General features: G+C 65.8%; 16 protein-coding genes. 4 read left to right on the top strand and 12 right to left on the bottom strand.

Annotated features, from left to right (window positions below; translation table 11 throughout):
* Positions 1–80: 80 nt before the first annotated feature.
* The 10 genes from C167_RS0117835 to C167_RS0117880 form a co-directional block, all read right to left on the bottom strand.
* On the bottom strand, positions 81–3,137 hold the full coding sequence (locus C167_RS0117835) for a multidrug efflux RND transporter permease subunit (protein ID WP_017519651.1): 3,057 nt from the start codon (positions 3,135–3,137) through the stop codon (positions 81–83).
* Positions 3,138–3,332: 195 nt separating this feature from the next.
* Positions 3,333–4,454, bottom strand: coding sequence for an efflux RND transporter periplasmic adaptor subunit (locus C167_RS0117840; protein ID WP_017519652.1), 1,122 nt, complete (start codon positions 4,452–4,454; stop codon positions 3,333–3,335).
* 289 nt (positions 4,455–4,743) lie between these two features.
* Complete coding sequence (locus C167_RS0117845; RefSeq protein ID WP_017519653.1) at positions 4,744–6,369, bottom strand: methyl-accepting chemotaxis protein; 1,626 nt, start codon at positions 6,367–6,369, stop codon at positions 4,744–4,746.
* Between the two features lie 476 nt (positions 6,370–6,845).
* Positions 6,846–7,940, bottom strand: a complete 1,095-nt coding sequence (locus C167_RS0117850; RefSeq protein ID WP_017519654.1) for a DUF1513 domain-containing protein — start codon at positions 7,938–7,940, stop codon at positions 6,846–6,848.
* A 74-nt stretch (positions 7,941–8,014) separates the two neighbouring features.
* Positions 8,015–9,076 (bottom strand): imelysin family protein, encoded by a 1,062-nt coding sequence (locus C167_RS0117855; RefSeq protein ID WP_017519655.1) that lies wholly within the window; start codon positions 9,074–9,076, stop codon positions 8,015–8,017.
* 15 nt (positions 9,077–9,091) lie between these two features.
* Positions 9,092–10,516 carry a di-heme oxidoredictase family protein gene (locus tag C167_RS0117860; protein ID WP_017519656.1) on the bottom strand — a complete coding sequence of 475 codons (1,425 nt, stop codon included), beginning with the start codon at positions 10,514–10,516 and terminating at the stop codon, positions 9,092–9,094.
* Positions 10,517–10,713: 197 nt separating this feature from the next.
* Positions 10,714–12,048 carry an imelysin family protein gene (locus tag C167_RS0117865; protein ID WP_017519657.1) on the bottom strand — a complete coding sequence of 445 codons (1,335 nt, stop codon included), beginning with the start codon at positions 12,046–12,048 and terminating at the stop codon, positions 10,714–10,716.
* 339 nt (positions 12,049–12,387) lie between these two features.
* Positions 12,388–14,469: a putative bifunctional diguanylate cyclase/phosphodiesterase gene (locus C167_RS0117870; RefSeq protein WP_017519658.1), complete on the bottom strand. Its 2,082-nt coding sequence runs from the start codon at positions 14,467–14,469 to the stop codon at positions 12,388–12,390.
* A 193-nt stretch (positions 14,470–14,662) separates the two neighbouring features.
* Positions 14,663–15,244, bottom strand: a complete 582-nt coding sequence (gene sodB, locus C167_RS0117875) for a superoxide dismutase [Fe] (RefSeq protein ID WP_017519659.1) — start codon at positions 15,242–15,244, stop codon at positions 14,663–14,665.
* Between the two features lie 322 nt (positions 15,245–15,566).
* On the bottom strand, positions 15,567–16,169 hold the full coding sequence (locus C167_RS0117880) for a LysE/ArgO family amino acid transporter (RefSeq protein ID WP_017519660.1): 603 nt from the start codon (positions 16,167–16,169) through the stop codon (positions 15,567–15,569).
* Between the two features lie 136 nt (positions 16,170–16,305).
* Here C167_RS0117880 and C167_RS0117885 point away from each other — a divergent pair, with 136 nt between their 5' ends.
* On the top strand, positions 16,306–17,205 hold the full coding sequence (locus C167_RS0117885; protein WP_017519661.1) for a LysR family transcriptional regulator ArgP: 900 nt from the start codon (positions 16,306–16,308) through the stop codon (positions 17,203–17,205).
* Here C167_RS0117885 and C167_RS0117890 read toward each other — a convergent pair.
* Entirely contained in the window at positions 17,192–18,253 is a 1,062-nt protein-coding gene (locus C167_RS0117890) for a saccharopine dehydrogenase family protein (protein ID WP_017519662.1), read from the bottom strand. The genes C167_RS0117885 and C167_RS0117890 overlap by 14 nt on opposite strands.
* A 194-nt stretch (positions 18,254–18,447) precedes the next feature.
* Here C167_RS0117890 and C167_RS0117895 point away from each other — a divergent pair, with 194 nt between their 5' ends.
* Positions 18,448–19,437, top strand: a complete 990-nt coding sequence (locus C167_RS0117895; RefSeq protein ID WP_017519663.1) for an NAD-dependent epimerase/dehydratase family protein — start codon at positions 18,448–18,450, stop codon at positions 19,435–19,437.
* Positions 19,438–19,610: 173 nt separating this feature from the next.
* On the opposite strand, the gene C167_RS0117900 is transcribed toward C167_RS0117895, so the two are convergent.
* Positions 19,611–19,901 carry a hypothetical protein gene (locus C167_RS0117900; RefSeq protein ID WP_026079136.1) on the bottom strand — a complete coding sequence of 97 codons (291 nt, stop codon included), beginning with the start codon at positions 19,899–19,901 and terminating at the stop codon, positions 19,611–19,613.
* A gap of 254 nt (positions 19,902–20,155) precedes the next feature.
* Between C167_RS0117900 and C167_RS0117905 the strand changes: the two genes are divergently transcribed.
* On the top strand, positions 20,156–20,995 hold the full coding sequence (locus tag C167_RS0117905) for a hypothetical protein (RefSeq protein WP_017519665.1): 840 nt from the start codon (positions 20,156–20,158) through the stop codon (positions 20,993–20,995).
* 190 nt (positions 20,996–21,185) lie between these two features.
* Entirely contained in the window at positions 21,186–21,413 is a 228-nt protein-coding gene (gene feoA, locus C167_RS0117910) for a ferrous iron transporter A (protein WP_017519666.1), read from the top strand.
* Positions 21,414–21,417 lie beyond the last annotated feature (4 nt).

A 21,417-nucleotide genomic window follows, 5' to 3' on the forward strand; every position in this document is an offset into this window, starting at 1 on the left:
GTCGGAGTTGTGCTGTCATGCGCCCTGCGGATGAATCGCAGGTGCCAGAAAAAAGCCCCGCAGGTGCGGGGCTTTTTTCTTCAATGCGCCGTGGCCGGCGCGGTCTCTTCGGCCGGCTTCTTGTCCGGTTTGGCCAGCAGCGTGTACACGCAGGGCAGCACGAACAGGGTGAACAGCGTGCCGACGCTCATGCCGGTGGCGATCACCACGCCGATGTCGAAGCGGCTCACCGCGCCGGCGCCGGTGGCGAGCAGCAGCGGGATCACGCCGAGCACCATGGCGGCGGTGGTCATCAGCACCGGGCGCAGGCGGATGGCCGCGGCTTCCTCCACTGCCTCGCGCACCGACAGCCCGCGCTCCTGGCGCAGCTGGTTGGCGAACTCGACGATGAGGATGCCGTGCTTGCTGATCAGGCCGATCAGCGTCACGAGTCCCACCTGGGTGTAGATGTTCAGGCTCGACAGGCCGAGGAACAGCGGGATCAGCGCGCCGCAGATCGACAGCGGCACGGTGACCATGATCACCAGAGGATCGCGGAAGCTCTCGAACTGCGCCGCCAGCACCAGGAAGATCACTGCCAGCGCGAGGGCGAAGGTGATCATCAGCGCGCTGCCCTCCTGCACGAACTGCCGCGAGGCGCCGGCATAGTCGAAGGAGAAGCCGCGCGGCGATTCCTGTTCGGCGATACCGTGCACCGTTTCGATGGCCTCGCCCATGCTGACCATCGGCACACCGGAGATGATCGCCGAGTTGAGCTGCTGGAACTGGTTGAGCTGGCGCGGGCGCGCGCGCTCGTGGAAGGTCACCAGGGTGGACAGCGAGATCAGCTGGCCGCTCTGGCTCTTCACGTAGTAGTTGTTCAGCCAGCCCGGGTTGTCACGATAGGCGCGCTCGACCTGGGCAATCACCTTGTAGCTGCGCCCATCGATGGTGAAGCGGTTGATCTCGCCCTCACCCAGCAGCGCGCCGAGCGACACGCCCAGGTCCTGCATGGACACGCCCATCTGCGCGGCCTTGGCGCGGTCGATATCCACCACCAGCTCGGGCTTGTCGAAGGCCAGGTCGAGGTCGAGGAAGGCGAACTTGCCCGACTCTTCCGCGCGCTTCTTGACCCGCTCGGCCACCTGCAGCAGGGACTGGTAGTCGCTGGCGGTGTTGATCACGAACTGGAAGGGCAGGCCCTCGCCGGTGCCCGGTAGCGACGGCAGGTTGAAGCCGAAGATCTGCAGGCCGGGAATCTTGTCCAGCTCGCTCTGTACCGCGTGCAGCAGTTCCATCTGGCTGCGCTCGCGCTCGTCCCAGGGCTTGAGCAGCATGCCGCCAATGCCGGTCTGCACGCCGTTGTAGCCGTTGATCTGGAACGCCGAATAGTACTCGGGGAACTTGCGGAAGATGCCCTCGAACTCGGCGGTGTACTTCGACAGGTAATCCAGGTTCGCGGTCTGCGGCGCGTTGGCCATGAGAAAGACGATGCCCTGGTCCTCCTCCGGCGCCAGTTCCTTATGGGTGAACATCATCAGCAGCGGGATGATCGCCAGCACCAGCAGGGCGAAGACGATCACCACCGGACGGCTGTTCAGCGTGCCGTGCAGGGCACGCTGGTAGCGGACCTTCAGGCCCTCGAAGATCAGGTCCAGGCGATGGGCCAGGCCGCTGGGATTCTCGTCGTGGCGCAGCAGGCGCGAGCACATCATCGGCGACAGGGTGAGGGCGACGATGCCGGAGATGATCACCGCGCCGGCCAGGGTGAAGGCGAACTCCTTGAACAGCGCGCCGGTGAGGCCGCTGAGGAAGCCGATGGGTGCGTACACGGCGGCCAGGGTGATGGTCATGGTCACTACCGGCACGGCGATTTCACGCGCGCCCTCGATGGCGCCCTGGAACGGCGACTTGCCCTCCTCGATGTGGCGGTGGATGTTCTCCACCACCACGATGGCGTCGTCCACCACCAGCCCGATGGCGAGCACCATGGCCAGCAGCGTCAGCAGGTTGATCGAGTAGCCCATCATCTGCATGAAGAACAGCACGCCGATCATCGAAAGCGGGATGGTCACCACCGGGATGATCACCGAGCGCAGCGCGCCGAGGAACAGGAACACCACCACGATGACGATCAGGATCGCCTCGCCCAGTGTCTTCACCACTTCGTCGATGGAGGCCTGGATGAAGCGCGTGGCGTCGTAGGCGATGGAGACTTTCAGGCCCGGCGGCAGTTGCTCTTCCAGCTCCGGCATCTTGGCGCGGACTTCCTTGATCACATCCAGCGGGTTGGAGCTGGGCGTGCCCTTGATGCCGATGTACACCGAGGGGATGCCGTTGAACGAGCTGACCGCGTCGTAGCTGGCGGCGCCCAGTTCGACGCGCGCCACGTCGCCCATCAGCACGCGGCGATCACCGACGGTCTTCAACGGGATGGCGGCGAAGGCTTCCGGGGATTTCAGGTCGGTGGAGGCGTTCACCGAGGTGACCACCATCTCGCCCTTCACCTCGCCGGCGGCGGAGAGGAAGTTGTACTCGCGCACCGCACTGGCCACGTCGCCGGCGGTGACGCCGTAGGCGGCCATCTTCACCGGGTCCAGCCAAAGGCGCATGGCGAACACCTGGTTGCCGAGGATCTCCGCCTCGGCGATGCCCGGCAGCGTGGCGAGCTTGGGCTGGATCACCCGCGAGAGGTAGTCGGTGATCTGCGGGTTGTTCATCTGCTCGCTGAAGAAGCTGATGTACATCAGCGCCGAGGCGTCGGCGGCTTCCTTGTCCAGCACCGGGTCCTCGGCGTCGGGCGGCAGCTGGGTCTTCACCTCGCCGATCTTCGACAGCAGCTCGGTGACCAGGCGATCGGTGTTGGCGCCGATGTGCGCATAGATCGAGATCACCGAGTAGTTCTGCCGGCTCACCGAGGTCATGTAGTCGATGCCTTCGGCGCTGGCGAGGCTCTGCTGCAGCGGCTGGGTGATGTAGCCCTGGATGGTTTCGGCGTTGGCGCCGGCATAGAAGGTGGTGACGGTGATCAGCGCGTTTTCCATCTGCGGATATTCGCGGATCACCAGCTTGCTGAAGGCCTGCATGCCGAGCAGGACGATCAGCAGGCTGACCACGGTCGCCAGCACGGGGCGACGAATAAAGGGATCGGTGAACATAGCTCAATCCTTCCTGGTTGGATTTGCTGCGCGTCGGCCATGCGGCGTTGGAGGGGCACGTCGAAATGCTCATTGGCTGCAGCCAACTCCGCTTTCGCCGTGCCCCTCCGCCTTGCCTGGCTCTAGCTCGCGAAATCCGGGCAGAGCGGTTGTCTCTGGCTGCCTTCGCCGGTGGGGCAAAGGCACTGCTGTGCGTTACTGGGGGTCCTTGACGATGGCGACGGCGGTGCCGTTGTCCAGCTTGAGCTGGCCGGAAGTCACCACTTCCTCGCCGGGCTTCAGGCCCTCGAGGATCACCACGCTGCCTTCGCGGCGTTCGCCGGTTTTCACGAAGCGGCGTTCGACGTCCAGCTTCGGTGCCTGGTCGTCGGCCTTGGCGTCTTCCGTCTTTTCGCCGTCCTTCGGCTTATGCGGCACCACCACGTACACCGAGTTGCCATACAGGGTGAAGGCCACGGCGGTCTCGGGGACCACGACGCGCGGGGCACTGTCCGGCAACTGGACTTCGAGGTTGGCGAACATGCCCGGCAGCAGCTTGCCGTCGGGGTTGGCCATGCTGGCGCGGACCAGCAGGTTGCGCGTCTGGTTGTCCACGCGCGGGCTGATGGCGTCGATCTGCGCGTCGAAGCTCTGGCCCGGATAGGCCGCCACCCGCACCACCACTTTCTGCCCGCGCCCCAGCAGCGGGAAGTCCTGCTCGGGCAGGAAGAAGTCCACCTGCAGCGTCGAGAGATCCTGGAGGGTGACGATCTCGGTGCCGGGGGACACGTAGTCGCCGACGTCCACCTGGCGGATGCCGATGGTGCCGGAGAAGGGCGCGAGGATGCGCTTCTTGTCCAGGCTCGCCTTGAGCTGCGCGACGGTGGCGGTGGAGCGGTTCAGCTGGGCGGCGAGGCGGTCGTACTCGCTCTTGGAAATGGCCTGTCGGCCCACCAGGCTCTTGCCGCGCTCGTACTCGACCTGGGCCAGCCCGAGGTCCGCCTCGGCGGTGCGCAGGGTGGCCTGCTCGACGTCGGATTCGAGCTGCACCACCGGCTGCCCGACCTTGACCTTGTCGCCGGAGACGAACTGCACCGCGCTGACGGTACCGGAGACTTCGGCGGTCAGGGTCACGCCCTGGATGGCGCGCAGGGTGCCGATGGCCTGCAGGCGGCTCTGCCAGTCGCGTTCTTCGGCTTTGGTGGCGTTCACGCTCACCGGCGGACGGGGCGCCGAGAACATGGCGATCTGTTTCTTGATGGAGAGGTATTTCGAGCCGGCGAGCACCGCAACGATGACGGCAACTACGCCCAGCATGATCAGCATGCGGCGCAACATCTTCCTGTTCCTTGGTACGTGCCTGGCAGCAATCGGGCGCGATCGCTCGTCCGGTATTTGCCGGGACGGCCTTCCGTTCGCGCAGATGTCGATCAGGCTCTGAAGCCGATACGGGGACGCCCCATTGCGGGGCGGAATTGCGCACCTTATGCCTGAATCGACGGCGAGTCAAAGGGCTGCGATTACAAGAGGTTTCGCTCGAAAAACCAGATTGTCGCGGAAGCTCTGCGCGGGATCGGTGCGGCGGAATCTGCGGGAAGGCGGGCCACGTCCGTGTGGCTGGGAAGGATCAGGCGCTCAGCTTGCGGGTGACGTCCGCCAGTTCGCCGGAGAGACCGTGCAGATGGCGGCTGGCGCCCTGGGTGCGCACCACGTTTTCCTCGTTGGTGGCGCCGATGGCGGTGATCTCGGTGAGGTTGCGCGAGATGTCCTCGGCGACCGAGGTCTGTTCCTCTGCGGCGGTGGCGATCTGGCGGTTCATGTCGCGGATCGCTTCCACTGCCAGGGTGATGCTACGCAGCACTTCGCCGGCCTGGGTGACGCGCTCCACACCCTGTTCGCTGCGGGTCTGGCCGTTCTCGATGGCGCGCAGGGCGTTCACCGAGCCGGTCTGCACGGTGTCGATGATCTGGTGGATCTCGGCGGTGGACTCGGCGGTGCGTTGGGCCAGGGTGCGGACCTCATCGGCGACCACGGCGAAACCACGGCCGGCCTCACCGGCGCGGGCGGCTTCGATGGCGGCGTTGAGCGCCAGCAGGTTGGTCTGGTCGGCAATGCCGCGAATCACTTCCAGCACCTTGCCGATGCGGCCGCTGTCGCTTTCCAGACGACGGATGACCTCGGCGGTATTGGCAATCTCGCTGCTCATCTCGGTAATGGTGACGATGGTGGTCTTCATCACTTCGCCGCCTTCCTGGGCGTGTTGGTCGGCATCGTCGGCGGCACGCGCGGCGTCGGAAGCGTGGCGTGCGACTTCCTGGGCGGTGGCGGACATCTCGTGCATCGCCGTGGCCACCTGGTCGGTGCGCGAGAACTGCTCGCGGGTGCCTTCGGCCATCAGGGTAGCGATGGCGTTCAGCTCGCCGCTGGCGGTGTCCAGCTCGGTGGTGCTGTGTTTGAGACGGGTGAAGGTCTCGGCCAGGAAGTCGCGCAGGGTGTTGGCGGCGCGGGCCAGGCGGCCCAGTTCGTCGCGGCGGCTGGCATCGACGCGCTCGCCGAAATTACCTTCGCTGAGCTGGGCGATGTGCTCGATCAGGCGGGCGATCGGACCGATCAGGTTGCGGTTGACCAGCCACAGGCTGAGCAGGGCCAATGCAACGCCCGAGATCAGCAGGACCAGGGTGCCGCTGAGGACGGTGCTGTCGGCGCTGGCGGAGATGCTCTTGGCCTGCTCGACGGCATCGTGGTGCAGGCTCTCCACCAGGGCGGCCATCTGTTCGCTGGCGGCGCGGTCGATGCCTTTGACGGCGGCGTCACCGGCACGCGGGTCGCTGCCGGCGGCGACATAGGCGTCGCGGCCCTTGCGGTAGGCCTGGCCGAGCTGGCGGTGCTCGTCGCGCAGGCGGGTGACCTGGGCCTTGAGCTGCGCATCGTCGGCTGCGTTCTGCTCCAGTCGGCCTAGCACGTCCTGCACGGCGCGTTCCTGTTCCTCGAACTGGCTCCAGTATTTGTTCAGGTCGGCAGGCTGCTGACCGCGCAGGAGGACGTTCTTCCATTCCTGCACCTGGGCCTTGAAGGCCAGGTTGGCCTGGTCGACCAGTTGCGAGGATTGCAGCGGGCCGTCCAGCAGGCGCTGGTAGGCGCTGACGCTGCCGGAAAGGAAGTGGAAGCAGGCAAGGGCGATCAGCAGCACGAGCAGCAGGCTACCGCCCAGCAGCGACAGGATCTGGGTACGCAGGGAAGTGTTGGGGGACATCGTGTTTACGCCTCTAAGACGCAGGGTGGGAATCGGTCAGCCTTTGCATCGGCCGGGTGGCTGTCTTCCTGAGTCCAGGGAGACGAGTGGTAGGGGGGCGGGGCGGTCTGGGACGGGCGTTCTGGCTGGATGCCATGGGACGGTGCAGGAGCAACTGTTTTCTTCTGAAAATCCGTGCCTTGGATCTCGCCCTCTCCCTAACCCTCTCCCTGAAGGGAGAGGGGACTGGTTCGGTGCCGGCTGAAGCCAAAGTGTCAGCCGCACGGATAGCGCCCTCTCCCTTCAGGGAGAGGGCGGGGGAGAGGGAAGCCCAGGCACGAGTTTTCAGAAGAAGGTAGCCGAGTAGGGCACATTAACGGCCCAAGCGTTATCCGCCGACGGTCTGGCGGCGGACAAAGCGTTCCGCCTTTTGCGCCCTACGGTTTGCGCGAAGCCCGCTCCTGTACGGAAATGCCGGCGTGCCACCGGCGAATGCTTCACACCAGGTGCAGGTGGTTGTCCCAGAAGGCCGGGGGCAGGTCCAGCGGGGTGCCGGCGATGCGTTCGCTACGGCAGTCGTAGACGCGGCAGCGGCCCTGGCCGGAGGTGACGACGAAGCCGTCCTTCACCGCACCGACACCGGCGCAGTCGGGCAGCGGTGCGTCCAGTCGAACGGCACCGGTATCCAGGTTCCAGATGAAGAAGCGGTTGCCGCGCGGAGCGGTGAGCGCTACCAGGCGCAGCTCGTCATGCACGGCGACGCTGGCGGTGTACTGGGTCATTGCCAGACGTTGCTCATCGGCCAGCGGGAAGGGCTGGAACGGCTGGCCGGGGCGCTTGATGGCGAGCAGGTCGGCGCGATCATGAGCATCGCCCATGTACTGCTGGCCGGCGACTATGGTGCCGTCCGCGGCGATGGCCAGGTGGCGCACGCTGTTCATCTGCTGCGGCAGGGTCTCCTTGGAGATCAGCGCGCCGTCACGCTGCATCAGCACCAGGCTCGGTTCCATGGCGTCGAGGTTCATCTCCACGCGGCTTTCGGCTTCGGTACGAATGCCGCCGTTGGCCACCACCAGGGTCTCGCCATCGGGCATCCAGGACACCTGGTGCGGGCCGAGGCCGTGGGTGGAGACTTCGCCGGCGTGGCTCAGGCGCTCGCCGTCGAAGCGGTAAACGCCGAGCAGTCCGCGCCCCGGATCTGTGGTGTCATTCTCTGTGGCGTAGAGCCACTCGCCGTCCTTGTGCCACACGCCATGGCCGTAGAAATGCCGGTCGGCCTGCGAATCGACGGTCTGCAGCAGGCGGCCATCGTTGAGATCGATCAGGTAGCTCTGCCGGCCCGGCCGGCGAGCGACGAACAGCGCCAGCGGCAGGCTGGGGTGCTGCACCACGTCGTGGCAGCGCAGGCCGACCTCGGTGGCGAAGGCGCAGCTGCCGTCCAGGCGATAGCCCACGGCGTAGTGCTTGCCGTCCGCGTTGTCACGGGCGGACAGCACCAGGGGCTCCTTGCCCTTGCGTGACAGCGTCCAGCCGCCGAAGGTCAGGGCGCCGAGCAGCAGGCTGCCCAGGCCGATCACGTGACGTCGCAACATGGCGTTCACCTCTATCACTTTCGGTATTTCATCGATCCTGCGCGCTGGCGCCAGGCGGCGCGCAGCCGATCGAATCAATCCCCGTCGTTGGCGTTGAAGCCCAGCTGCACACCCAGGGCCTTGGCGAGGTCGCTCTCGTGCAGGCGATGGACGACGTTGAGGCTGTCGTACAGCTCGTTCAGCTGTTTGATGCCGGCTTCGTCCTTGAGCATTTCGCTGAGCGGTTGATTGATCGCCTTCAGCTTGCCGTGAACATCGGCGTAGGCTGCATCGATCTTGCCGGCCAGCTCTTTCTGCTCGGCCGGTAGCAGGGCGCGCAGACCCTTCTTGTCGGTACCGTCCCACAGCGCCTGGGCACCGGTCAGGCTGGAATCCAGGCTGGCCAGGGAGGCGTCGCTGCGCCAGCCTTCGGCCTGGAACGGCTGCGGGATGCCCTTGCTCTGGCGGCCCAGCGGGGTGCCGAGCTTCTTCTTCAGCATGTCCAGCGCGGTGACCTGCACGCGCAGCAGCTCGGCGATGGCCTCGTGGGCATCGGCGTAGCGCTCGTTGGGAAACTTGGAGAGCTGGGCGAGCATGCCGCCGTCCTGCTTCCACTGCGCCAGGATGCTTTCGGCCAGGGTTTGCTGATGCGCGCCGATGGCTTCCAGCAGCGGGCAGTAGCGCGCCTTGGTCTCGGCGTTGGCCAGATCGATCTTCGCGTCGAAAAGGATGTATTCGTAGGCGGTCAGCCCCTGCACCACGACGCTGGACTTATCCAGGGTCGCCGGGGAGATCGCGTTGCCGCTGCTCAGCAGTTGCTCCACCTGGCGCGCCACGAGGTTCTTCTTGTCCGGCCAGAACTGCACCTGCCAGGAGCGGTTGCCCTCGGCCAGCGGGCCGACCAGCAGCGGCTGCAGCTCGGCCCAGGCCTTCTGTGCGGCCATGAAGTCGGCGCGGGCCTTGGCCAGGTCTTCCTTGCCCTGGCAAAAGGCGAGGGCACTGGCGGCCAGCGCGCGGTCGGCGTCGACCCAGCGGCTGTAGGTCGGCAGGATCACCTGCTGGGCCAGCGTGGCGCTGGTAGTGGCCTGCGGGTCGGTGGGCGAACAGGCGCCCAGGGCGATGGCGAGGCTGGTGATCAGCAGTCGGGGGCGGAACATGGTGGGCTCGGCTCCTTAGAGTGAGTTCAGGAACGCCAGCAGGGCATCGCGCTGCCGGGCGTCGAAATTCAATACGCGTTGCTTGGCCGCTTCGGCTTCGCCGCCATGCCAGAGCACGGCTTCGAGCAGGTTGCGGGCGCGGCCGTCATGCAGGAACTGGGTGTGGCCGTTGACCGTCTCGGTCAGGCCGATGCCCCACAGCGGCGCCGTGCGCCAGTCGCGGCCGCTGGCCAGAAATTCCGGGCGATTGTCCGCCAGTCCCTCGCCCATGTCATGCAGCAGCAGGTCGGTGTAGGGGCGGATGACCTGGTTGGCCAGCTCGGGCTCGGCGGCGCTGGCGCCGGTGGTGAACTTGGGCGTGTGGCAGCTGGCGCAGCCGCTGTCGAAGAACAGCCCCTTGCCGGTGAGCACCTGCGGGTCGTCCACCTTGCGGCGCGCCGGTACGGCGAGGTTGCGCGCGTAGAAGGCGACCTGGTTGAAGATGTGCTGGCTGACTTCCGGCTTGCCGCCGTCGATGGCGTTCAGGCAGTCGACTTGGGCTTTTGTGCAGTCATCACTGGGCAGCAGGTCGCTGGTCAGTCCCATGTCGCCGGAAAAGGCGTGGGCGTTCTGCTGGGCGACGTCGGGTTGCCCGGCCTTCCAGCCGAAGCGGCCGAGGACGGTCTGCTGTTTCGCATCGTCCCAGACCCGGTTCGGCCGGCCGCGGATGCCGTCGCTGCCCTTGGCCTGTTGCTCGGCGTTGGCGAGGATGTCCGCCTCGCTGATGGATTCCAGCAGGCCCAGGCCGATCATGGGCGGGGCGACGCGAGCGGAGAACAGCGTTTCCGGGTGCATCGGGCCGTAGCCCAGGTCGCTGATACGCAGCCTGGGTTTGCGCAGCTCGACCACGGTGCCGTCCTTGAAGGTCACCGGCACCGGGTCGTAGTCCACCCGCACCTTGCCTTCGGGCGCCACGCCGGGGATGGCTGAGTCCTGGAACTGGCCGCCGTACACCGGTTCGGGCACCACGCCCAGGCGCTTGAGCGTGCGTGCATCCTCCGGGCCTGCAGGAATCGACAGGCGCACCAGCATGGAGACGGCGTTGACGTCATTGGGCTCCGGCGGATGGCCGCGGCCGTCCTTGATGTGGCAGTTCTGGCAGGCGTTGGTGTTGAACAGCGGGCCGAGGCCGTCGCGCGCGGTGGTGGTGCTCGGCGCGATCACCCAGGGGTTGCGGAAGAAGCTGTTGCCCACGGCAAAGTCCAGTCGGCGGCTCGGCGTGAGGTTGCCCGAGGGCATGGAATAGGCGTTGCGGTCGCTCTGCTTCACTGTGGTGGCACCGCCGGAAAGCGCTTCGCCAGGTTCGGCCACGGCATGCTGGGAAGGCTCCGGCTTGCACGCGGCAAGGGTGAGGGCAGACAGCAGCGGCACGAGGCACAGGACGGTACGGCGGCGGAGCATTGCGGGGTTCCAGAGCGGTGTATGGCAGCGCGCCATGGTATCAGGGGTGTCAAATGCAAATATGAAAAATTTGTATTCGCGAACGACATCGTTTGCTGGCGAGAAACGACAAAGCCCCGCGGCGCGGGGCTTTGTCTTGGATTCAAGGCCGCTGCGGCGTGGAGCCGCAGCGCCTTCAACCCTTGAGGACCGGTCGATCAGAACTGGTGATCGGCGTTATCCGGCTTCAGGTCCTGCACGCCGACCGCGGTGGCGGCCTTCTCGATGGCGCCGGTCTGCTTGACCAGCGAGGCGATGGCGTCGCGGATCTTCTGCTGATCGTCCTTGTCGTCCGGGGCGATCATCTGGTCGAAGTGCACACCGTCCTTCTCGGCACGGTCGACGATGACCTGCATCTTGGCTTCGGTGTTGGCCAGGTCATTCTTCAGCTCGGTGTCGGCGGCGGCGTCGACCTTGGCGACCAGGTCGGACAGGCTCGGGCCCTTCACGATGCTACCGTCGGTGCGCTTGTATTCGCCGGTGTAGATGTTGCGAATGCTCTTGGCGTTGAAGAACAGGGTGTTGTGGGTGTTGTCGCTGAAGCAGTCGTGCTCGTCTTCGGTGGAGTTGGCTTCCAGCGCGACCTTCATGCGTTCGCCAGCCAGCTCACCCAGGGACAGGGAGCCCATGCCGAAGAACATCTTACGCAGGTTGTTCTGCGCGGTGTCGGCCTCGACCTTGGCGCGATAGTTGTCGGCGACGCCGGACTTGAAGTTGCCGACCATTTCTTCCAGGTCAGCCACCAGCAGGTCGGTGGCGGCCTTCAGGTAGGCGGCGCGACGATCGCAATGACCATTGGTGCAGTCCTTGCCCTGGGCGTAGTCGGTGTACTTGCGGTCGCCCGCGCCCGGCTTGGTGCCGTTCAGGTCCTGGCCCCACAGCAGGAATTCGATGGCGTGGTAGCCGGTGGCGACGTTGGCTTCGGAACCGCCCAGCTCGTTCAGGCCCTTGAGCTTCTCGCCGGTGATTTCCTTGACGTCGATCTTGTCTTCGCCGACCTGGATCTCGGTGTTGGCGATGATGTTGGCGGAAGCACCGGCGTTGCCTTCGGCGTGCTGGTAGTCCTTGGCGACGTAGTCGATCAGGCCTTCGTCCAGCGGCCAGGCGTTAACCGCGCCTTCCCAGTCGTCGATGATCGAGTTGCCGAAGCGGAAGGCTTCGCTCTGCGAGTAGGACGGGCGGGACGCGATCCAGGCTTCGCGGGCGGCCTTCAGGGTTTCCTCGCTGGGCTTGGCGATCAGCGCGTCGACCGCGGTCTGCAGGGCCTTGGCAGTGGTCAGGGCATCGCCGTAGGTGGCTTCGGCGATGTCCAGGTAGTTCTTCACCACGGCCTTGACCGCGGCCTCGTCGACCTTGGCGGCGGCCGGTGCAGCGCTCTGGGTGCTGGGCGCCTGCGCGGCGGCAGGGGCTTCGGCTTTCTTGTCATCGCCGCAGCCGGCGAGGGAGATGGCGATGGCGAGCAGGCTGGCAGTGGCCCAGGGCATACGAGTCATGACGGGTTCCTTTGCATGGAAAAGAGGCGCACGAAAAAGGACTGCGCAAGAAAATCTGCAACATAATGCGAAAGATTTGCATTTTTGAAAAGAGAGATCGGTGGCGCCGTTTGGTCAGAGGGCAGCGGATGGCCAGCAGAAGAGGGATTGGCTCGTAGGAGTCACAGTCTTCTTCTGAAAGTCTGTGCCGGGGTCTCCCTCTCCCCCGCCCTCTCCCTGAAGGGAGAGGGAGCAGATCGTGCCAGAGGGCGCCATGGTTTCATCCTGCACCGAACGGTCCCCTCTCCCTTCAGGGAGAGGGTTAGGGAGAGGGCATGCGTTTCAAGAGGAGATTGGGAGTTAGTGCCGCTCGACGGACCCATTGGGGTTGCCGCCGGCCGCTTCGGCCAGGCGCCGGGCCTGCCTGAGGTAAAGCGTCAGCTCGCGCGCCGGCAGCGGCTTGCTGTAGAGGTAGCCCTGACCTTCGTGGCAGCCCTGGGCAATGATATAGGCCTCCTGCTCGACCGTCTCCACGCCCTCGGCGATCACCTGCATCCCCAGGCTCTTGCCGAGCTGGATGATGGCGCGAACGATGGTGGCGTCGTCGTCGTCCAGCAGCAGGTCCTGGACGAAACTCTTGTCGATCTTGATCTTGTCCAGCGGCAGGCTCTTCAGGTAGCTCAGCGAAGAGTAGCCGGTGCCGAAGTCGTCAATGGCGATCAGCGCGCCTGCGCGACGCAGGCTGAGCAGGTGCTGGGCGGCGGTGGAGATGTCCTCCATCAGGCCGGTCTCGGTGACTTCCAGTTCCAGCGAGCGCGGCGGCAGGCGGTGCATCTGCAGGAGGTTGCTGACCACCCGCGGCAGGGCGTTGTGGCGCAGCTGCACGGTGGACAGGTTGACCGCCAGGCGCAGGTCGTCGAAGCCCTGGTCGTGCCATTCGCGCAATTGGCGGCAGGACTGGTCGAGCACCCATTCGCCGATGCTGAAGATGCTGCCGTTCTGTTCCGCCAGCGGGATGAACAGGTCCGGCGCTACCCAGCCCTGGGCCGGGTGCTGCCAGCGCAGCAGCGCCTCGACGCCGACCACTCGGTGATCGCGGTAGTCCACTTGCGGTTGATAGACCAGGTGCAGTTCGTTGCGCGCCAGGGCTTCGCGCAGGTCCTTCTCCAGTTCGCGGCGGCGGCGCATCTCGCTGTCGACGCTGGCGATGTAGAACTGGTAGCGGTTGCGTGAGCGGCTCTTGGCCAGGGTCATGGTCTGCTCGGCTTTCTGCAGCAATTTTTCGGTGGTCTCGCCGTCCTCGGGGAACAGGGTGATGCCGATGGTGGCGCGCAGGTGCACCAGGTGCTGGTCGAGCTCGAAGGGGGCTTCCAGATCATCGAGGATCTGCTGGGCCAGTTCCGCCGCTTCGTAGGGCTGTTCGATATCGGCCTGGACCAGGGCGAACTGGTCGCCGCCCAGCCGCGCCAGGGCGCCGAGGTGAGCGCTGCGGGTGCGCAGGCGGTCGGCGAGGGCGATCAGCAACTGGTCGCCGAACTGATAGCTGTACTGCTCGTTGATGCCCTTGAAGTCATCCAGGCCCAGGCAAAGCACGGCGACGCGGCGCTGCAGGCGCGAGGCGCCCTCGAGAATCTGGTCCAGACGCTGTTGCAGCAGCTTGCGGTTGGGCAGGCCGGTGAGAAAGTCGTACTGGGAGATGCGCAGCAGGCTGTCTTCGGCTTCCCGGCGCAGGTGACCGTTGCGCTCGATGGAGGCCAGCAATTGGTTGGCGGTGTTCACCCACAGGCCCAGTTCGTCCTTCTCGTGGCCCTCGGGCATCGGCAGCTTGTGCTGGCTGGGGCGGTCCGGATTGATCGAGGCAAGGTGCTCGATGATCTTCGACAGGGGCTTGGTCAGCGCCCAGTGGTAGACCATGAACAGCACCAGGCTCAGGGCCATGGCGCGCAGGATGCCGGAAATGAAGATGATCACCGAGGTGGCGAGGAAGTCGTCGCCGTAGGGCGCGGTGTCGAGGGTGATCTTCAGGTCGCCGTAGTATTCGTTGGAGCCGCCGCGCCCGGCCAGGCGAATGGCGTAGTTCTGCTCGGCGCCCAGGATCGGGTCGGTCAGCCAGCGGGTGGGGGAATCCAGCAGCGGGCGGGATTTCTCCGCCAGCATGGGCTCGTCGGGGTGGCCGATGGCGGCATAGCGCACGGCCTCATGCTGGAACAGCCCTTCGAGAACCTGCATCGCCATGTCGCGGTCGAGGCTGTAGACGGCCTGGGTGGACGGATCGCGGACCATCGCCAGGATGCGCTGCGCGTCGTTGTGCACGGCCTGGCGCGCCTTGTGGGCGTCGTAGACGATCTGGGCACAGCTGAGGACCACCCCGACCACGAGGGCCGCGAGCAATACCATTCTCAGCAGCTTGAGGGAGAGGCTGTGCCGGGGATCCAGTTTCAAGGGCGTTCCTTGTTTCTCGCCAGGGCGAACGACTGGGCCTGAGTATTGGCAATTGGCGCAATGACGTCAAAGGGCCATCGTTCTGTTTTGCGACTGTACCGGCCTTTCAGGTTAGCTGACACACAGGTGTTACGCGCCCCTGACGAAAAAACCCGGCGCAGGGCCGGGTTTCTTCGCATCAAGCGGGGTGCGATCAGGCAGCGAACTGCTCGGCCACGAAGTCCCAGTTGACCAGGTTCCAGAACGCCTCGACGTACTTCGGACGCAGGTTGCGGTAGTCGATGTAATAGGCGTGTTCCCAGACGTCGCAGGTCAGCAGCGGGGTGTCGCCGCTGGTCAGCGGGCAGCCGGCGCCGATGGTGCTGGCCAGGGCCAGGGAGCCGTCGGCTTTCTTCACCAGCCAGCCCCAGCCGGAGCCGAAGGTGCCGATGGAGGTCTTGCTGAACTCTTCCTTGAACTTGTCGAAGGAACCGAAGGCGGCGTTGATGGCGTCAGCCAGGGCGCCGGTGGGCTGGCCACCGCCGTTGGGGCTCAGGCAGTTCCAGTAGAAGGTGTGGTTCCACACCTGGGCGGCGTTGTTGAAGATGCCGCCGGAAGAAGTCTTGACGATCTCTTCCAGGCTCTTGCCTTCGAACTCGGTGCCCGGAACCAGGTTGTTCAGGTTCACGACGTAGGTGTTGTGGTGCTTGTCGTGGTGGTATTCCAGGGTTTCCGCGGAAATGTGCGGCTCAAGGGCGTTCTTCGCGTAAGGCAGCGGCGGCAATTCGAAAGCCATGGTCTCTCTCCTATCTCACTCAGTCTGGGCTAGCGCGACGAGCGCGCGACCGGTACACGGGGCCGGTTCGATGTTTGTCGCGGCATCCGGGCGTAGCTGCAATTCGCCCCTCAGGGGGCCGGCAGCGCGCCAGTTGCGTCCGGCAGGCTCAGAGCCCGCCGGCGCCACGAAGGTCCGATCATAGCACCCGACCTGTGGCATATCCACGCAGCAACTGTAGGGGCAAAGGCCCTGCGCAGCGGTCTGCGTCGGAGCGCGGCATTCACTATGCACAGACCCGGATGACGGATCGTCGTTCGCATTGCTTCGCCGGCTGCCGTTCTCAGCCGGCGAAGACCAGTTGCGCCGCCATGCCCAGCATCATCACCGCGACCATCAGGTCCACCAGGCGCCAGGTCGCCGGCCGCGCAAGCCACGGCGCCAGCCAGGCGGCGCCCAGGGCGAGGGTGAAGAACCACAGCAGCGAGGCGCTGGCCGCGCCCATGGCGTAGGCGCCGGGCGCCGCCTGCTGGGCGCCGAGGGAACCGATCAGCAGCACGGTGTCGAGGTACACGTGGGGGTTGAGCAGGGTCACCGCCAGGGCGGCCAGCAGCACGGTGCGGCGCGAGCGCGGGCCGGTCTGCGTGGCGTCGGCCATGGCCTCGGGGGCGATCGCCCGGCGCAGCGCCTTCACGCCATACCAGCTCAGAAAGGCGACCCCACCCCAGCGGGCGATGGCCAGCAGCGTCGGGTTCTCGGCGAGGATCTTGGCCAGGCCGAAGACTCCGGCGCTGACGAGGATGGCGTCACACAGCACGCACAGTGCGGCGACCGACAGGTGATGCTCGCGGCGCAGACTCTGGGCGAGGACGAAGGCGTTCTGTGCGCCGATGGCGATGATCAGGCCGGCAGCGACCAGCACGCCGTTAAGGTAGCTCTGCCACATGAGGGTCTCCAGGCGGCGAAAGCGAAGGAGCCGGCGCGCCGATTGCGGTTGTCGGGAGGGGAATGCTGGCGATTGTCCGGCTTTGGCCTGTATAAGAAAAACCAATACTGCTGATATCTCATTAGGGAAATTCATCATGTTCGATTACAAGCTGCTCGCCGCCCTGGCCGCCGTGGTGGAGCAGGGCGGTTTCGAGCGTGGCGCCCAGGTGCTGGGGCTGTCGCAGTCGGCGATTTCCCAGCGCATCAAGCTGCTTGAGGCTCGGGTCGGCCAGCCGGTGCTGGTGCGCGCGGCGCGGCCGCAGCCGACCGATCTGGGCCAGCGCCTGCTCAACCATGTGCAACAGGTGCGCCTGCTGGAGGGCGATCTGCAGCAGTGGGTTCCTGCGCTGGATGACGGTGCGGCGCCGGAGCGCCTGCGTCTGGCGTTGAACGCCGACAGCCTGGCGACTTGGTGGGCGCAGGCGGTCGGCGACTTCTGCGGCGAGCGCCATGTGCTGCTGGACCTCGTGGTCGAGGACCAGGAGGTTGGCCTCAAGCGTATGCGCGCCGGCGAGGTGGCCGGGTGCGTCTGCGCCAGTGCGCGCCCGGTGGCCGGTGGCCGCTGCGAGCCGCTGGGCGCCATGCGTTATCGCGGGCTGGCCAGCCCGGAATTTATCGCCCGGCATTTCCCCAGGGGCGTGACGCCGACTGGGCTGGTGCGCGCCCCGGCCATCGTCTACGGCCCGGATGATCAACTACAGCACCGCTACCTGAAGGACCTCGGCGTCGACGGCCACTTCAGCTATCACCTGTGCCCGTCTTCCGAAGGCTTCGTGCGCATGACCAGCGGCGGCCTCGGCTGGGGCCTGGTGCCCGAGCAGCAGGTCAGCGGCGAGCTGGAGCGCGGTGAGCTGGTGGACATGCTGCCGGGGCGGGTGATCGACGTGCCTCTTTACTGGCACCACTGGCGCAACGGCGGCGAGTTGCTCGCCGCGCTGACCCGGCACCTCCTGGCGAAGGCGCCGGGTCTGCTGGTGCCGATCAGCCGCGAATGACGATGCTGCCGCTGCCGGGCAACTGCTCGATGCAGCGTGCGCCGAAGAGTTTCGACGGGGTGAAGTAACCGACGGTGTTCGGGTTGGCCAGCAGGTGGCGCACGGCGAACAGCACGCCATGGAGGGTCACGTCGTAGCCGTTGGCGGTTTCCAGCCGCGCGGTGCGGCGCTCGCCGCGGGCGTTGCGTACTTCGCCCCAGACCCAGGTGCGCAGTTTGCTGCGGGCCAATTCGTCGGGGCCGTGGACGCGCTTGTCCACCTGCTCCTTGAGCCAGTCCTGCACGCGGTCGCGGCCCAGCAGCGGGCGCAGGCTGTCCATCACCCGCATGCCGATGGCAGCGACCGGCGGCACCGGCAGGTAGACCTCGATATCGGCGATGCCGGTGGAGTAATAGGCCGTCGCCACGTCGCCCCAGGGGATGGTCACCGCGTGCTTGAGGCCGCGGCCGAAGTCGATATCGCGCCGCTTATAGCCCAGCGGCACGTCGCGCAGGCGCCCGGCTTCGCGCACCTTGCCGCCCAGCTTGAGACCTTCCACTGTGGTCTTGGCGGTGCCCGGCGACAGGCCGCTGCCGCTGTCGAAGCCCAGCGCCAGATGCGTGGCATCCGGCATTGCCTCCTTCAGGCAGGCGGCGATGCAGTCAGTGGGGATCACGTCGAAGCCGACGCCGGGGCAGATCACTACGCCTGCCGTGCGCGCTACTTCGTCGAGGCTGTGCGCGTATTCGAAGACGGAAATCTCCCCGGTGATATCCACGTAATGCGCGCCGCTGGCGATGCACGCCTCGATCATTGGCGCGGCGGTGGCGGAGAAGGGCCCGGCGCAGTTGGCGACCACACCGACATCCTCCAGCGCAGCCAGGGCGGCGGCGCTGTCGTTCAGGTCGAAGACCCGGCATTCCAGCCCCAGCGTGCTGCCCAGCGCATGCAGGCTGGCCGGGTTGCGACCGCCGAGAATCGGCTTCAGGCCCTCGCGCTGCGCCTGCTCGGCCACCAATCGGCCGGTGTAGCCGTTGGCGCCGTAGATCATCCAGTGCGTCTTGCTCATGATGCAGCCTCGAGAGAAAGCGAAGAGTGCATCAAGGGTAGTCGCAACCGCCCCGGGCATGTCGCCGATCGCAAGTCGTGCAACCCTGGCGCGGCGGCGCGGTCTGCAAGGATTCGTTTCTGGCGTACAAGGCCAGGGTGGTGCGGTGCGGTGCCTGCTAGAGTCGCCGCATTACAAGAACAGGAGTGGCGTGCATGAAGATTCTGGTCACCGGAGCCAGCGGGTTCATTGGCGGGCGTTTCGCCCGTTTTGCCCTGGAGCAGGGGCTGGCGGTACGGGTGAACGGACGGCGCGAAGAATCGTTGCAGCCGCTGGTGGCGCGCGGTGCCGAGTTCATGGCTGGCGACCTGTCGGACCCGGCGCTGGTGCGTGCGCTGTGCCGCGATGTCGACGCCGTGGTGCATTGCGCCGGCGCGGTGGGTGTATGGGGCAGCCACGATTACTTCCACCAGGCCAACGTGGTGATGACCGAGTCCATCGTCGAGGCGTGCCTGAAGCAGAAGGTGCGCCGCCTGGTACACCTGTCGTCGCCGTCGATCTACTTCGATGGCCAGTCCCATGTCGGTATCACCGAGCAGCAGGTGCCCAAGCGCTTCGCCAACCACTATGGCTCGACCAAGTACCAGTCCGAACTGGTCGCCCTCGGTGCCCAGGAGTTCGGTCTGGAAGTGCTGGCGCTGCGTCCGCGCTTCGTCACCGGCGCCGGCGACACCAGCATCTTCCCGCGGATGATCGCCGCGCACCGCAAGGGCCGCCTGCGAATCATCGGTCAGGGCCTGAACAAGGTGGATTTCACCAGTATCCAGAACCTCAACGACGCGCTGTTCGCCAGCCTGATGGGGGGGGACGAGGCGCTCGGCCAGGCCTACAACATCAGCAATGGCCAGCCGCTGCCACTGTGGGACGTGGTCAACTATGTGCTGCGCCGACTGGACATGCAGCCGGTGGAGCGGCACATGTCCTACGCCCTCGCCTATAACCTGGCGCTGCTCAACGAGAGCGTGTGCAAGCTCCTGCCGGGCCGCCCGGAGCCGACCCTGCATCGCCTGGGCATGGCGGTCATGGCCAAGGACTTCTCCCTGGACATCTCCCGCGCCCGCCAGTACCTCGACTACGACCCGCAGAACAGCCTGTGGGATGCGCTGGACGAGTTCTGCGACTGGTGGCGGTTGCGCGAAGCCTGACTCAGGCTCGCTGAACCGCTGAACCGCTGAACCGCTGAACCGCTGAACCGCTGAACCGCTGAACCGTAGGAGCGGATCTTATCCGCGAACCGGCCGTCAGGCCGGTGGTGCAGGATGGCACCGCTACCGCGGTGATCGCGGAGAAGCTCCGCTCCTACGGAAGCATCGCGGCCTCAGCGCGCAGGGCGCGCACCGCCACGCAACGGCCCTGAATACTGTTGCTCGCCAGCGCCCTGCATCGGCAGGAAGCTCGGCTCCTGCACCATGCGGGGCAGCTTCACACCGCTCAGCTCGCCGAGGCGTTCGCCCAGCTGGCGCGTTTCTTCGCATGCTGAGTCGGTGCAGGCGCGCAGCATTCGCTCGATGGCGTCGCTCTGCTGGTAATGGATTTCCAGTGCCTGTTCTTCACGCAGGCGGCGACGCAGTTCACGCATGCAATCCAGGATGGCCTTGTTGAGTTCGATCACCCGACTTCCTCCCCCGCGAAGGGCGCCAGAGCGGCGCCAAGTGCCAGGAGCGGGAGCAAGGGGCGTGCCACGATGTCGCAAAGCCACTATTGGCGGGTCGCCTGGGGAACTGCGACCTCCGTCACGGGTCTTCTGTGCGCCGACGAGGTGCGTGACGCCCTGTGATGGCACGCTGCCCTGAAGCGTCACGCGAACGGATATACTGCGCCTTGCGCAGGCAACACGCCGCTTTATCCCCACAGGTTCATTCCATGCGTAACGACACGTTCGACGAATTCGATGATGTGCCCCACCTGTCCACCGACGCCGCCGACCGCGACGAGTTCGGACATCACCCGCGCCGCGTGGTCGAACCCAGCGGGCGCCCCGTGCGCCAGCCGGTGAAGCGTGGCGGCGGGACCGGAGCGCTGTGGGCGCTGGTCGCGGCCATGGCCATCGCGCTGGCGGGTGTCGGCTGGTGGAGCCACCAGCAATTGATGCTAATGGAACAGCAACTGATCGCCACCCAGGAAAGCTTCGCCAAGATCAGCGAGGAAGCCGCCGGTCGCCTGGATGACATCCGCGGCAAGTTCGTCGCCAATGAATCCAACGTCATGTCCGACCGTGAGGCGCTCAAGCTGCAGGTCAAGCAGCTGCAGGCGCGTCTCGCCGAGCAGGCCAAGATGCAGCAGGCCTCGCTGTCGGAGTTCGATGGCGCCCAGGGCAAGCGCCTGGCGCAGGTCAGCGCCGATCTCAAGGCCCAGCAGGAAAGCGCCGCGCTGCTGATGTCGCAGCTCGACGTCAAGCTCAAGTCCATCACCGACGAGCAGGCCAAGTTCAAGAACGTGCAGGCTGATCTGGCCGCCGCCAACCAGCAGATCCAGGCGCTGAACACCGAGATCGCCAACCTGAAGAAGCAGGGCAACCAGAGTCAGGCGATCAAGAGCATGCAGGATGACCTGATGCTGCTGCGGGCCGAGGTCGACGGCCGCCAGGGCCAGGCCAGCAACGATACCAAGGAGTTCGACGTGTTTCGCATCCAGGTGATGCGCAACATCAATACCCTGCAGCAGCAGGTACAGAACCTCCAGCAGCAACTCAGCGCCCGCTGACCCGCCACACCTGAAAAGCCCTCGCACCGAAAGGTCCGGGGGCTTTTTGTTGGCCATCCCTCTTTTGGGGTAGTGATGGCAATTCTTGTCTTGAATCAGTTTCAGGACCGGCTTCGAGGCGAATAATCGCAAACAAATGAGAGTTATTCCGATTCTCTCTTTGTTCGCTCATTCCTCCGGAGGCTACCCCATGCACGATCTTCAAGCGCACCGCCGGTACCGCATCGCGGCCTACCGGCCCGGGATCGGTGCTGCCTTCCGCCAGCGGCTGTTTTCCATGGGGCTGTTACCTGGCGCCGAATTGAGGGTGCGCCGCGTGGCGCCGCTGGGCGACCCGGTGCAGGTCGATACCCGCCAGTGCAGCCTGGTGCTGCGCCGCCGCGACCTGGCTTTCCTCCAGCTCGAAGCGCAGGACTGATCCC

It is taken from the genome of Pseudomonas nitroreducens TX1, from assembly GCF_000313755.1.
Taxonomy (GTDB): domain Bacteria; phylum Pseudomonadota; class Gammaproteobacteria; order Pseudomonadales; family Pseudomonadaceae; genus Pseudomonas; species Pseudomonas nitroreducens_A.